Origin of the sequence: Winogradskyella litoriviva (assembly GCF_013249065.1) — a bacterium.
Classification (GTDB): domain Bacteria; phylum Bacteroidota; class Bacteroidia; order Flavobacteriales; family Flavobacteriaceae; genus Winogradskyella; species Winogradskyella litoriviva.
Genome location: NZ_JABRWQ010000001.1, coordinates 833,579 through 849,022, shown reverse-complemented (window position 1 = coordinate 849,022; position 15,444 = coordinate 833,579). Strand labels below are relative to the sequence as shown.

The 15,444-nt window shown below is 33.5% G+C and carries 11 protein-coding genes; 10 read left to right on the top strand and 1 reads right to left on the bottom strand.

The window, feature by feature from the left end; genetic code table 11:
• The first annotated feature begins 27 nt into the window (after positions 1-27).
• From HNV10_RS03625 to HNV10_RS03600, 6 genes are all read left to right on the top strand, one after another.
• Positions 28-1,242: an aminotransferase class V-fold PLP-dependent enzyme gene (locus HNV10_RS03625; protein WP_173299955.1), complete on the top strand. Its 1,215-nt coding sequence runs from the start codon at positions 28-30 to the stop codon at positions 1,240-1,242.
• Positions 1,243-1,287: 45 nt separating this feature from the next.
• Positions 1,288-2,115, top strand: coding sequence for an META domain-containing protein (locus HNV10_RS03620; protein ID WP_173299953.1), 828 nt, complete (start codon positions 1,288-1,290; stop codon positions 2,113-2,115).
• A gap of 33 nt (positions 2,116-2,148) precedes the next feature.
• Complete coding sequence (locus tag HNV10_RS03615; RefSeq protein ID WP_173299952.1) at positions 2,149-2,571, top strand: SufE family protein; 423 nt, start codon at positions 2,149-2,151, stop codon at positions 2,569-2,571.
• A gap of 16 nt (positions 2,572-2,587) precedes the next feature.
• The gene (locus HNV10_RS03610) at positions 2,588-2,914 is read left to right on the top strand and encodes an iron-sulfur cluster assembly protein (protein WP_173299950.1); all 327 of its coding nucleotides are present in this window, start codon (positions 2,588-2,590) and stop codon (positions 2,912-2,914) included.
• 61 nt (positions 2,915-2,975) lie between these two features.
• Positions 2,976-3,479 carry a DUF2480 family protein gene (locus HNV10_RS03605; RefSeq protein ID WP_173299948.1) on the top strand — a complete coding sequence of 168 codons (504 nt, stop codon included), beginning with the start codon at positions 2,976-2,978 and terminating at the stop codon, positions 3,477-3,479.
• Between the two features lie 136 nt (positions 3,480-3,615).
• Complete coding sequence (locus HNV10_RS03600; protein ID WP_173299947.1) at positions 3,616-4,524, top strand: DUF3078 domain-containing protein; 909 nt, start codon at positions 3,616-3,618, stop codon at positions 4,522-4,524.
• Positions 4,525-4,595: 71 nt separating this feature from the next.
• Here HNV10_RS03600 and hflX read toward each other — a convergent pair whose 3' ends face one another.
• Complete coding sequence (gene hflX, locus HNV10_RS03595) at positions 4,596-5,807, bottom strand: GTPase HflX (RefSeq protein ID WP_173299945.1); 1,212 nt, start codon at positions 5,805-5,807, stop codon at positions 4,596-4,598.
• Positions 5,808-5,880: 73 nt separating this feature from the next.
• On the opposite strand from hflX, the gene HNV10_RS03590 reads away from it, so the two are divergent.
• The 4 genes from HNV10_RS03590 (at position 5,881) to HNV10_RS03575 (ending at position 15,396) form a co-directional block, all read left to right on the top strand.
• Complete coding sequence (locus tag HNV10_RS03590) at positions 5,881-6,831, top strand: endonuclease/exonuclease/phosphatase family protein (RefSeq protein ID WP_173299943.1); 951 nt, start codon at positions 5,881-5,883, stop codon at positions 6,829-6,831.
• Between the two features lie 225 nt (positions 6,832-7,056).
• On the top strand, positions 7,057-12,525 hold the full coding sequence (locus HNV10_RS03585) for a fibronectin type III domain-containing protein (RefSeq protein WP_173299942.1): 5,469 nt from the start codon (positions 7,057-7,059) through the stop codon (positions 12,523-12,525).
• A gap of 26 nt (positions 12,526-12,551) precedes the next feature.
• Entirely contained in the window at positions 12,552-13,457 is a 906-nt protein-coding gene (locus HNV10_RS03580) for a PorP/SprF family type IX secretion system membrane protein (protein WP_173299941.1), read from the top strand.
• Positions 13,458-13,476: 19 nt separating this feature from the next.
• Positions 13,477-15,396, top strand: coding sequence for an OmpA family protein (locus HNV10_RS03575; RefSeq protein ID WP_173299940.1), 1,920 nt, complete (start codon positions 13,477-13,479; stop codon positions 15,394-15,396).
• Positions 15,397-15,444: the final 48 nt, after the last annotated feature.

The window sequence follows — 15,444 nt, the reverse complement described above, 5'->3', positions numbered from 1 at the left end:
GTATCTTTGTATTTAGCAATTCAGATAATGTTAGACGTACAAAACATAAGAAAAGACTTCCCCATTCTCAATAGAACGGTTAATGGGAAACCACTCATATATTTCGATAATGCTGCAACTTCGCAAACACCTCAGCAAGTCATTGATGTTATTGTAGATTATTACAGCAATTACAATGCAAATATTCATAGAGGTGTGCATAGTTTAAGCCAGGAAGCAACGGACGCTTATGAGCAAGCACGTATTAAAATTCAGAAACATTTTAATGCTAAACACAGTTACGAAATCATTTATACTGCTGGTACAACGCATAGTATCAATTTAGTTGCTAACGGCTTTTCTTCACTCTTAAAAAAAGGAGATGAAATTATTGTTTCTGCTTTAGAGCACCACAGTAATATTGTGCCATGGCAAATGCTTTGTGAACGCACAGGAGCCAGTTTAAAAGTCATTCCGATGAATGAAAATGGCGAATTAATTATGTCAGCATACGATGCGCTTTTAAACGACAACACCAAATTGGTCTTTGTAAATCATATTTCTAATGCTTTAGGAACCATAAATCCTATTGAATATATTATAGAAAAAGCACACCAGGTTGGCGCTGCTGTTTTAGTAGATGGTGCTCAATCTTGTCCGCATTTAAAACCAGACGTTCAAGCTTTAAATGTTGATTTCTATGTGTGTTCTGCCCACAAAATTTGCGGACCAACAGGAGTTGGTATGCTTTATGGAAAAGAAGAATGGCTGAATAAGTTACCACCTTACCAAGGCGGAGGCGAAATGATTGCAGAAGTGTCTTTTGAAAAAACAACCTACGCAGCCTTACCTCATAAATTTGAAGCAGGAACACCAAATATTTGTGGTGGTATTGCTTTTGGTGCAGCAATAGATTATATGAACAGCATTGGTTTTGATAACATTGCCCAATACGAACATGAACTATTAGAATACGGCACCGAACAATTACAACAAATTGAAGGTTTAAAAATTTACGGCACAGCCAAAGAAAAAACATCCGTCATTTCCTTTAACGTAAGCAATATTCATCCTTATGATATTGGAACAATATTAGATAAAATGGGTATAGCAGTTAGAACAGGTCATCATTGTGCACAACCAATAATGGATTTCTATAAGATTCCCGGAACAATTAGAGCTTCCTTTATGTTCTATAATACTAAAGAAGAAATAGATGCTTTTATTGTTGCCTTAAAAAAGGCGATAATGATGCTGTCCTAAAATTTGGCATCAATTATGTATCTTACAGTTTAAAACTCTTTATAGATGAAAATATTACTCAGTATATTTATGCTTTTGGCAACAGCGAATTCTTGTAATTCATCCAAAAAAGCAATTGAAACCAACAAAAAAATGCAAGAAGTACTTTTAGGAACCTATTATGTAACACAACTTGGAGATACTGATGTTTCTTCTTACAAAATAACCATAAATTTCGATGACACTGAAAAAAAAGTCACTGGTTTTGCTGGCTGTAATAGTTTTTTTGGCACCTATACTTTAGAAAACAACACGTTAACTTTTGGCAATATCGCTTCTTCAAAAAAATTATGTCCAGGTACTATTTCACAAACCGAACGTCAGTTTTTAAAGGCTTTAAATTCGGTTAACGCATTTTCTATAAAGGATAACCTTATTTCATTTTCTGAAAACGATGACATTTTAATTACAGGAACAAATACAATTATCACCTCTAATAAAAGTAGCGTTGTTACTAATGATATTGAATATAAAACCTCAGTAAAATACACTACTACTACAAGAGGTTCATACGATTTTATATCAATTTCAAAATCTAATATTTTATTGTCTAAAGACAAAGGTCTTCAAAACATCCTTAAATACAATACAGATTCTAAAGATTGGGAAGCCATACAAAAACTAATTAAAGGCTTAGATGTTGAAACAATTAAAGATTTAATTCCGCCTTCTAAAAACTATCAATTAGATGGCGCACAACATGCTAATCTAGCCGTAATTATTGGAGATATTGAATATATGACACCAACATTTGACCATGGAAATCCTCCAGAAGCAATAGAAGTATTAGTTAATAAAGTGTTATCCATCAAAGAAAACACCGCTAAAAACTAACGATTTTGTAATTTTGCACAAAAGAATGAGACTATGACTATTGAAGAAGTACAAAACGAAATTATTGATGAATTTTCAATGTTTGAAGATTGGGAGGAACGCTACCAATACATGATTGACCTTGGAAAAGATTTACCTTTAATTGAAGAAAAATATAAAACTGAAGATAACATCATTAAAGGTTGCCAAAGTAAAGTTTGGGTGCATGCCAATATGAAGGACGATAAAGTAAACTTTACAGCAGATAGTGATGCTATTATTACAAAAGGTATAATTGCTATTTTAATTAGAGTTTTTTCTAATCAACACCCAAAAGATATCCTAGAAGCCAACACTGATTTTATTGACAAAATTGGTCTAAAAGAACATTTATCACCTACTAGAGCTAATGGTTTAGTTAGTATGATAAAACAATTAAAAATGTATGCAATTGCATACCAAACACAACTAAATTAGTTAATACATTTACAAAATGAGCAACTCAACTATAGATACAGCAGTGTTAGGTGAAAAAATCCTAAGAGTTATAAAAACAATTTACGATCCAGAAATACCAGTAGACATTTATGAATTAGGATTAATTTATGATGTCTTTGTAAACGAAGATTTAGAAGTAAAAATCTTAATGACGCTAACTACACCAAATTGCCCAGTAGCAGAAACATTACCATTAGAGGTAGAAGAAAAAGTAAAATCTATTAATGAAGTTAAAGACGCTATAGTAGAAATCACTTTTGATCCACCTTGGTCACAAGATTTAATGAGCGAAGAAGCCAAGTTAGAACTTGGTATGTTATAGAATCTTCTAGTAGTTTTATTAGCAGTTCGCGGTATTTAGTTAAATTTAAGAAATTCAAAATATGGATGAGATAATAAATAGAGTCGCTAACAGCAAATTAAAAGTCATTGATTTAGAAGATTACTATCCCGAAGGAAAGCGAGTGCTCTTTGATATTAAAGATTGGTTGCTAGAAGGGTTAGTGTTAAGGGAAAAAGAATTTAGAGTTTCTGTTGCATCACATAATTGGGAGCAGTACCAAGATTGTTATGTTGCTTTACATTGCTCTACTGATGCTATTGTGCCAGATTGGGCTTATATGCTAATTACTCTAGAGCTTCAGGCCTATTCAAAATTATCTATAATTGGATCTTTAGAAATGTTAGAATCTTTATTGTATGCTGAAATCATTTCAAATTTAGATCTTTCAGAATATCAAAATGCACCTGTAATAATAAAAGGATGCTCAAACAAACCAGTACCTTCTAATGCTCTCATTTTACTTTCCCAAAAATTAAAACCTGTTGTAAAATCAATTATGTTTGGCGAGGCTTGTTCTTCTGTTCCACTGTTCAAAAAGAAATAGTTCTTTCAATTTGTGACCTATTATTAGTTTAGGTGTCTTATCAGTGGTGATTTTATTGAAAAAAAAATAACGAAATTCAATAAAGCATTATATTTGCAAATTAATAACAATTTAATTTATTAAAAATTAATCCATTATGAACAAAAAATTACTTCTATCAGTATTCCTCCTATTGATAGTAACTTTAAGTTTTGCGCAAACTAAAGAAGAATTAGAAGCTCAAAAAGCCGAAAAACAAGCAGAAGCTGACAAATTTCAAGGAGAAGCTAATGCGTTACAAGCACAAATAAATGCTCTACCAGGTTGGAGAACAGGTGCTTTTGGAACAATAGGTGGTAACTTATCTAAATTTAATGATTGGTATGGCCAAGGAACTCCTGATCTTTCTTCTGGAAGCTTTGGTATTACTTTAAATGCATTTGCTAACAAAATTGAAGACAAATATTTTTGGAGAAACTCTTTATTAACAAACTTAAACTGGATTAAGTTTGATGACAAAAATGATCCAGATGATGATGATAGCTTTAAAAACGGTACTGACGTATTTAACATCTCTTCACTTTATGGTAGAAATTTAAGTAAAACTTGGGCTGTCTCTGGTTTAATGGAATACAGAACTACACTTTTAGACAACTTTAATGATCCTGGTTATTTAGATGTTGGTGTTGGTGCAACTTGGACTCCTATTGAAAATTTAATAGTAGTAATTCACCCATTAAACTACAACTTTGTATTTGCTGATAACGATTCTGTTTTTGATTCTTCTATGGGTGCAAAAATAGTTGCAGATTATACAAGACAAATTGGTGCAATTAACTTTAAAACTAACTTTTCTACATTCCAAAGTTACAAGTCTAGCGAATTATCTAACTGGACATGGACAAACTCTTTTGGTTATACACTATGGAAAATGATTGGTGTTGGTTTTGATTTTGGTTTAAGAAGCAACCAACAAGAAGCAGCTAATGCTCAAGGTGTTGATTTATCAGATGCTGATAACAATTTACAATCTTACTATACATTTGGTTTAAGCTACAAGTTTTAAGCCAACAAAATATTTATAAAAAAAAGAGGTCTTGTTTAAGACCTCTTTTTTTGTTTCAATAATTATCTTAATTATTCTATATCCTCAACATCTGGATACAAGAAATGATTATAAGGAAAGCGTGTTATATGTATTTCTCTAACTTCTTTATAAACGCGTTTTCTAAACTCGTCCATATTTTCTTTATTGATAGCAGAAATAAATAAGGCATTGTCTCCCACTCTATTCATCCAAGTTCGTTTCCATTCTTCTATAGAATAATTGGCTTCGGTTCGTTCTGAAATTAAATCATCTTCATCAAAAGGTTCTGCCTGGTAGGCATCAATTTTATTAAACACCATAATGGTTGGCTTATCCTTACTATCAATATCATCTAAAATTTGGTTTACCGACTCTATATGTTCTTCAAAATTAGTGTGTGAAATATCTACTACATGAAGTAACAAATCTGCCTCTCTAACTTCATCTAGCGTACTTTTAAAAGATTCTACTAATTGTGTTGGTAATTTTCTTATAAACCCAACGGTATCGCTAACTAAAAAAGGTAAATTCCCAATAACTACTTTTCTTACAGTTGTATCTAACGTTGCAAAAAGTTTGTTCTCAGCGAAAACATCACTTTTACTAATCACATTCATCAAAGTAGATTTACCAACATTTGTATAACCTACTAAAGCAACACGCACCATTTTACCACGATTGCCACGTTGTACTGCCATTTGTTTGTCAATGGTTTTAATCTTTGCTTTTAGCAACGCTATTTTATCACGTACAATACGTCTATCGGTTTCAATTTCTGTTTCTCCTGGTCCACGCATTCCAATTCCACCTTTTTGTCTTTCTAGGTGCGTCCACATTCCCTTTAATCTGGGCAATAAATATTCACATTGTGCTAATTCTACCTGCGTTCTGGCATAACTTGTTTGTGCACGTTGTGCAAAAATATCTAAGATAAGATTAGTTCTATCTAAAATCTTACAATTCAGTATTTTACTAATATTTCGTTCTTGGGCAGGTGATAATTCATCATCAAAAATTACTGTCCCTATATCATTCTCTTTTACAAACTTAGTGACATCTTCCATTTTCCCTGTACCTATAAAAGTTTTTGGATTAGGCATTGTCATTTTTTGCGTAAATCGCCTAATCACCTCACCTCCTGCTGTATAGGTCAAAAATTCTAACTCATCTAAGTATTCCTTAGACTTCTCTTCATCTTGATCTTGAGTAATTACACCAATAAGTACAGCTTTCTCTAAAGCAATATCTTTTTTCTCTATCATAAATTAATTAAAGTACAAAGTTAAGCAAATGGATTATTCCAATATAATATTTTAAAATCCTATATTTATTGCCATGATTAATAATACTGAAAATTTTACTATTGCATTTTATAATATCGAAAATTTATTCGATGTAAACAACAACCCTTTTACCTATGATGACGACTTCACACCAACTTCAATAAAACGTTGGACACCAAAACGTTATCAAAACAAATTACTAAAATTAGGCACTGTAATTTCTCAAATAGGCAATGAAAATTCTAAAGCTTCACCTGCAATAATTGGCTTAGCTGAAGTTGAAAATAAAAAAGTATTATCAGATTTAGTAAATAGTAAAAATCTAATAGAACAAAATTATAGTTTTATACATTACGATTCTAAAGACGAAAGAGGAATAGACGTCGCTCTTCTCTATAAAAGTGACCTTTTTAAAGTATCACATTCTGAGACGTTTTCAGTTTATTTTGAAAAGGAACCAGGTCAGCAAGATTACACTAGAGATATTTTATTGGTAAAAGGAGAACTTAACAATGAACCTATTAATATTATTGTTAACCATTGGTCTTCTAGACGAGAGGGTGTAAAAGAGACCGAATTTAAACGGATCGCAGCCGCAAAAGTTGTAAATTCTATTATAGAGGAAGTAAAAAACAATGATATCCATTCAAAATTTATTGTTATGGGCGATTTTAATGACAACCCTAACTGTACTAGTTTACTCTTATTAGAAAATGAAAGTGCCCTTTACAATCCATTTAAAACAGTTTGGTCTCGTGATAATGGAAGTTTAAACCATAATTTTCAGTGGCACTTGTTTGATCAAATTTTATTCTCAACTAATTTTTTTGATACTTCCAATTCTAAATTAATTTTTAGTGACGCACAAGTATTTAACAGTAAGTTTCTTACACAATACAAAGGGAAATATAAAGGTCAACCATTTAGAACCTATTCAGGCAAAAAATACAAGGGAGGATTTAGTGATCATTTCCCCGTTTTTATTGATTTGAAGACATCTTAAAAATCGACCAAACCTTTTGTCGATTATAACGGTAGTTAATCTATTATAGTAGTGTTAACATCTTGTTAATAGGCATTTTTTATATATTCGACTTCGCATAGATTTAAACGCCTAACCAACGATTAACATGCAAATTACATCATAACTTTTATCAAACACTAGCAAAATTCCTTATAATCAACTGATTGAAAGGGAGATAAACAAATTTTAACAAACCGATTAATAATGAAAAAAAGTACTTTACTATTATTTGCACTTTTTGCCATGCTATCACAGGTCAATTCACAAGTGACAATAGGAGCGGGTAATCTGGAATCTGAGAATGCTCCCTTCGAGGCATATTATGGATATTCTTACTCGCAAACGGTCTATTTAGCTTCAGAAATTAATGCTTCGGGTAACATTACTGATATTCAATGGTATTACAGTGGTACTACTGCATTACCAAATAGTCAGGAATTAGTTATTTACATGGCTGAGTTACCGAGAACAGAATATGCAGACACGGATGATTGGGAGCCTATAGCGTCCTTTACTCAAGTCTATACTGGAGGTATCACTGTTACCGCAGGTACTGAAGGTTGGGTTACAATAACATTAGATACGCCTTTTGCCTATACTGGAACTGACAATTTAGTTATTGCAGTAGAAGAAAACCTTGTGGACTATGACAACTTTGCCGATGACTTCTATAATTCGCAAGTAGCTACTAATAGAACAATATCTTACTATAACGATAGTACTAATCCTGATCCGGCTACACCGCCAACGGCAAACAATATTGATGATACTATACCTAATATAATTTTAGGTGGTATTACACAAGCATGTCCTACGCCTAGTGATATAAGTGCTTCAGGTATTACTTCTGATGAAGCAATGTTATCTTGGACAGAAATTGGCTCATCTACCGATTGGAATATCGAATACAATAGTGGTGCAGATTTTACACCAGGAAATAGTGAAGAGGAGAATGCCATTGCTGTAACCGGAACTCCAAATACAACATTAACAGGTTTAACTCCTGCTTCAACTTATTATATTTATTACCAATCTAATTGTGGTTCTGGTGAACTAAGTTCTTGGGCTGGACCATTAATAATTGATACAGAATGTGTAACATTTATTGCTCCATACACTCAAGGTTTTGAAAATGCAGGCGATATTCCATTATGTTGGTCTAATACTGGTGCAGAAGAATGGGAATTTGCTGATGATACTGGGTTTGACCATATTGGAGATAATGGAACAATTACTGGTTCTACTGCAACAAATGGTTATTTTGCTTGGGTAGATTCTTCTGGGACTGAAGGTCCTAGTACATTAACAACTCCGTTAGTTGATGTTAGTGGCTTAATAGCACCAGCACTTTCTTTTTACGAAATTAGTGATAATGAAGGTAATGCTAATAGTACACTAGATGTTGAAGTTTGGGATGGAGCGGCTTGGAATAGCATGGCAACGTATAATACAAATACATCAGGCTGGGAATTAAAAGTAATAGACTTAAGTACTTTAACAATTACTGGAGATGTACAAGCAAGATTCATTTTTTCAGAAACTGAAAGTGGTGACTTTTATGACGATATTGCAATAGACGATGTTACTTTTGATGAAGCTCCTTCTTGTTTTAACCCAACAACATTAACAGCTAGTGCTATTACTTCAAATAGTGCTGAGTTAAGTTGGTCTCAAGATGGTTCTGTAACAATGTGGAATATTGAAATTGTAACTGCAGGTACTGCAGCAACTGGCACACCAACAGATACTGATATCTCAAACCCTTATACTGCTTCAGGTTTAAGTGCAATAACAGGTTATGAATATTATGTTCAGGCTAACTGTGGTAGTGAACTTAGTGGTTGGGCTGGTCCTTTTGCTTTTGAAACACTATGTGATGTATTTATTCCAGATTATATTCAAAACTTTACAAATATTCCAGCAGACTGTTGGGAAGTTGCAGATAATGGAGACGCTACTACAGGACCTACCGATTTAGGAAATAGTAGTTGGACTCAAGATGGCTTCTTGAACGATGGTTTTGACGGCGCATATAAAATTAATTTATGGGTAGCATCAAAAAGTGACTGGCTAATCTCTCCTCAATTTGATTTAACAGGAGGACCTTTTCAGGTAGAATTCGATTTTGGAGTTATGACTTTTGGTAGTAGTACTACTGCTGGTACTTTAGGGTCAGATGATACTGTTCAACTTTTAATGACAAATGACAACGGAGCTACTTGGATAAACTTATTAACCTATGACACTAATTCGGTTATTGCTGCTACTGGTGAGCATCCTGTTGTAGATTTAACCGCATATGCTGGGCAGATAGTTCAGTTTGGAATTTTCGCTTCTGAAGGAACTGTTGATGATACTGCAGATAATGATGTATTTGTAGATAACTTTAGAGTAAGAGGAATCCCTACTTGTCCTGAACCATCAGATTTAACGGCAAATAATTTAAGTTTAACATCAACTGAAGTAGGTTGGACAGAATCTGGTACGGCAACATCATGGAATATTCAATATGGTGAAGCTGGTTTTGCTTTAGGTACAGGAACTATAGAGGCTGGTGTAACAACTAATCCTTATGTATTAACAGGATTAACTTCAGATACTAGTTACGAGTTTTACGTGTCTGCAATTTGTGGTCCTGGTGATGAAAGTTCTTACTTTGGTCCTTTCCAATTCTTCACAGGTTATTGTGAATCTATTCCGACGAGTAACGATGGCGATGGTGTTAACTATGTAAACTTAGGAGTTACAACCTTTACTAGTTTAGGTGATTTAACTTATGAAAATCATACAACACCTTCTGTAAACGTTTTCCAAGGTATTAATACCAATGTTGAAATAGAATTTGGTCATGGTTTTACATATGGAACGAACATTTGGATTGATTTTGATGATAATTTAGTTTTTGATGATACTGAACTTGTATATCAAGGAACATCTTCAGGAGCAAGTTCACCTCATTTATTAGACGCTTCATTTGTAATGCCAATTACAGCACCTTTAGGAGAACACAGAATGCGTATAGGTTCTGCTGATTTTGGCCAATCAACGCCTGACCCTTGTTACAATGGTTCTTGGGGTGTAACTTTAGACTTTACAGTAAACATACAAGAATTACTATGTACACTAGCTGAAGCAGATTATACCGTTACTCCAGATTGTGATAACAGTCAATTTTATATAGACGTCAATGTTACTAGTTTAGGTGATGCCACTTCGTTAGAGATTTCTAACACTTTAGATACTTCAACTGTACAAGCTACAGCAACTGGTGTTTATCAAGCTGGTCCATTCCCTTTTGGAAGTTCTGTAAAAGTATTCGTAACCAATGAGCAAGACAATAATTGTGTAATTAGTAGTGAAACATATGAAGTTTTAGCATGTCCTCCTGCAAACGATGATTGTGTGGATGCTATTGCAGCAGTAGTTAATGCAACAAGTACTTGTGACGCTACAACTCCTGGTACTATTTTGGCTGCTACTCCATCTGGTGTTACAGAAGGAAGTTGTACAGGATCGCCAGATGATGATGTTTGGTTTTCTTTTGAAGCTCTAGATGAGATTCAAATTATCTCAATTATTAACATTGTTGGTGGTACTACTAATATTGACCATGCGCTTTACGAAGGCACTTGTGGTTCATTAACTGAATTATACTGTTCTAATGATGCTGCGGCAATTACACCATCATTAGTTATTGGTAACACGTATTATGTACGAGTATTCAGTGGAGGAACTCAACCAGAAACATCAACTTTTGATTTATGTATTAAACCTGCACCAACAAATATTATTTGTGATAATGCAGAAAACTTCTGTTCTGTTGGTGGTGCATTAACAACTCCAAATGTTATTGGAATTCCAAGTACAGGCCCTGTGGCTTGTTTAGGATCTATTCCTAACCCAACTTGGAATATCATCCAAGTAGGTGAATCGGGTCCAATTGAAATTCAGATTGAACAAACTGATGCTAACGGTAATGGACTAGATGTCGATTTTGTAATATGGGGTCCTTTTACTTCAGTTACACAAGCATGTACAGATATTCTATTAGAAGATTGTCCTTCTTGTCCGTTCTCTAACAATCCAGATACTGGTTTCTATCCATTAGGTAATATTGTTGACTGTAGTTATTCAGCCTCTTCAATAGAGAACCTTTCTATAGACAATGCTGTTAGTGGTGAAATCTACATGTTATTAGTAACTAACTTTAATGGTGGTGCTGGTGATATTACAATTGAGCAAACTAATGCTGATGCTAGTGACAATGGTACTATTGAAGCAGAAATAGACGCTCAAATTACAAGTAACGAGGTAGGTATTCCTGAAGATAATGATCCTACTGAAGCAGATGAAGTTTCCGTTTGTGGATATGAAACTGTTACATTATCAACAAATTCACCTTTTGCTGATGAATTTATATGGTATGAAGATGGCTTTGTTATACCAAATGAAACTTCTAGTACATTAACAGTTCCTTCTGCAGGATTTGGTATAGGCGGAGCAACTAAATATCTAGTTCAAGCTTTCGATAACCAATGTGGATCAGATGCATTTTCTCAAGAAGTAATTATAAATTTCTACGATGACCCAGGTACAATAGCTCCTCAAAATATCACAGTATGTGATGGTCCAGAGGCAAATGGTTCAGAAGAATTTGATTTAGACGCTTTAACTACAGATTTAGGTTTAGGTGACGGATTTACAGTATCATATTATACTAATACAGGTGATGCTAACCAAGCTATTAATGCAGTAAGTTCACCATATACATCTACTGGCGAAACATTAATTATTAGAATTGAAGATACAGATGCTGCTACTAACGATTTCTTAGGATGTCGCCAATTATCACAGGTAGAATTAACTGTTAATCCAAGACCATCTATTAATCAACCAGCTAATTTCATTGTTTGTGATGATGAGGATGGTGCTGTAGATGGTGAAACAAATTTTGACTTAACATCAATCAATGCTGATGTAACTACCGATACTAATATTGAAATTACATACCATAACTCTCAAGCAGATGCAGATGCAGATACTGCTGCTATTGCAAGTCCTTATACTAGTCAAGGAGAAACTATATATGTAAGAGCAGAAGATACAGTTACAGGTTGCTACAGTACAACTTCTTTTAACCTAGAAGTAAATATTGTTCCGTTAGCATCTTTTGATGAAAGTTACGTTTACGCAGTTTGTCCTAATGCAACGGTACCTGTAACAATAGGCATTACCGGAACTAACTTTACAGCAGACGACGTAACAGTAAGCTGGTCATTAAATGGTAACCCAATAAGTGGAAATGGTTTAACATTAAATTCTGTTTTAGTTGAAGGAGATTACTCGGCAACAATAGAATTTAATGATACAGGTTGTGCTAATACTATAACCACATTTGTTGTAGAACTTGAATCTTGTGTTTTCCCAGAAGGAATTTCACCAGGTGTTTCTCCTGGTCAAAATGACACTTTTGATTTAACAAGCTTCAACGTTACTAAACTTGAGATATTCAATAGAAACGGAACATTAGTATACTCCAAAAATAATTATACCAATGAATGGTATGGGCAAACCAATGATGGTGATGAGTTGCCAGTAGGTACATATTTCTATACTGTTGTATATGAAGGTGGAGCGAAGTCTAAAAGTTCTTGGGTATATATTAACAGATAATCAACTAACAGAATCAACTTATTATAATGAAAAAACTCTCTATTATAGCGGTTTTGCTTTTGGCATTTCAAATGCATGGGCAACAAGACCCTCAGTACACGCAGTACATGTATAATATGAATATTATAAATCCTGCTTATGCAGGCTCAAAAGAAAATCTTTCTTTTGGCTTATTATACAGAAATCAATGGTCAAAGATTGATGGTGGACCAGAAACAGGAACTTTCTTTGGTCATGCACCTGTTGGTAATAATCTAGGTCTCGGTCTATCTGTTATTGCAGATCAAATTGGTCCGGTTAAAGAAACCAACGCTTATGTAGACCTTTCCTATACTTTAAAATTAGGTGGTGAACATAATTTGGCATTTGGAATAAAAGCTGGTGCTACATTTCACGATATTGGTTTAGCAGGTATTGATGTTATTGATCCAACTGACCCTTTCTTAAATCAAGATATTAACGAGACAACACCTAATATTGGAGCAGGATTCTTTTATTATACAGACAAATATTATGTGTCTTTATCAGTACCGAACTTATTATCGTCGGTACATTTAGATGATAGTGGTCTTAAAATAGGGTCTGAAACACAACACTATTTCTTTACAGGTGGTTATGTCTTTGATTTATCAGAGAACACAGAGCTTAAACCATCATTCATGGTTAAATCTGCATTTGATGCACCAACATCTTTTGATGTAAATGTTAATGCTAGATTCTATAAAAAGTTTGAAATCGGAGCTTCTTATAGATTAGATGATTCATTTGCTGCATTAATGAATTTTGCATTAACACCATCGCTAAGAGTTGGGTATGCTTACGACTTTATCTCTTCTGATATTAAAGCCTATGCACCTGCATCTCATGAGGTCTTCTTATTATTTGACCTTAATTTCCCTAAACGAGTTTCTCGTTCACCAAGATACTTTTAATCAGTTAAGCTAAACAATTATGAAAAACTTTAAAACATTATTATTGATTACGTTGATGAGTAGCTTTTGCTTAACTGCTCAAAATAACAACACGAAAAAAGCAGATAAACATTTTTCTCGACTAGAATTTGTTAAAGCAGCAGAAAGTTATAGCAAACTTGTTGATGATGGTAAAGCAGATGCTTACGTCTATGGAAAATTAGCCGATAGCTATTATAACATATTTAATACCGTAGATGCCGAACGTTATTATGCTAAGGCATTAGAAACTTCAGAACAGCCAGAAATGGTTTATAGATATTCTCAAATGCTTAAAGCAAATGGTAAATATCAAGAATCTAATGTGCAAATGGATAAATTTGCGTCTATGCGTCCATCTGATGATAGAGCCACTGCCTACTTAAAAAACCCTAATTACCTTCCTAAGATTTTAGAACAAGGTAAAAAGTTTAACGTTCAAAATGCAGATTTCAATTCAACACAATCTGATTTTGGTGGAACACTTAATGGAGATAAATTATATATTACATCAGGTCGTAATGATAGTCGTAAAACGTATGGATGGAATGATCAACCATTTTTAGATATCTATACCATTAATAAAAATTCTGATGGTTCTTATCAAGAAGCAATATTGGCTAATAATAAAATTAACACTAGGTTTCACGAAGGTTTAGTATCATTTTCTCCAGATGGCAACACCATGTATTTCTCTAGAGAAAGCTATTTTGAAAAAGCCTATGAAAAAGACTCTTTAAGTAGTACACGTTATAGTCAATTGTACTTATTTAAAGCAACTAAGCTTGGAAATGACTGGGATACTGTAGAAAGTTTATCTGTTAACAGCCAAAACTATTCTGTTAAAAATCCTGCGGTTAGTCCAGATGGTAAAACATTGTATTTTTCATCTAACAAACCAGGTGGTTATGGTGATTTCGACATCTATAAAGCAGTAATTAACGCGGACGGTACTTTAGGTGAAGCGATTAATATGGGCCAAAAAGTAAACACCGAAGGACAAGAAATGTTTCCTTATATAAGTAGTAATAACACGCTTTATTTTTCTTCTAACGGTCATTTAGGATTAGGTGGATTAGATGTGTTTTACACCAAAGAAATTGATGGAAAGGTTGCACCAATAAGAAATGTTGGAATCCCTATAAATAGTAATGCAGATGACTTTGCATTTATCATTGATGAAGAAACGGGTGAAGGATTTGTGTCTTCTAACAGAGAAGGTGGAAAAGGAAGTGATGATATCTATACCTTTAAAAAACTACAACCGTTATGTGACGTTCTTATAACAGCTACTGTATTAGATGATAAAACTAGAGAACCAATAAGTGGAGCAGCTGTATCATTATATGATGATGAAGGCAATAAAGTTAGTTCTAAAACAACTAATGAAGAAGGTATTGCAGAATTTATAGTTGAGTGCGAAAAAGACACTGAATTAGAGGTCATAATGGAAGATTTTGAAAGTAAAAAAGTTACTGTTAAAGGAACTACTGATGAAGAGAACAACGTTCAAATTTCACTAGATCCAATCGAAAAGATTATTGTAGCTGAGCAAATTGTCTTAGCACCTATATTCTTTGAATTTGATAAATCTAATATTACTGCACAAGGTGCATTTGAATTAGATAAGTTAGTTCAAATAATGCAGAAATATCCTGAAATGGTAATTAAGGCAACATCGCATACAGATAATAGAGGTCCAGAATCTTACAATGCTAATTTATCTAATCGTAGAGCAAAAACTACGGTACAATATATAATTTCTAAAGGCATTGATGAAGCACGTATCTCAGGAGAAGGTATGGGAGAATCTGAACCAAAAATTGATTGCTCTAACGGTTGTACTAAAGAACAACATGCAGAAAATAGACGATCAGAGTTCTTAATAATTTCAAATGAAACAACTACTGTTTCAGAATAAAACGATAAATCAAATAAATTTTAATAAAGCCTATTCTTTGTGGAATAG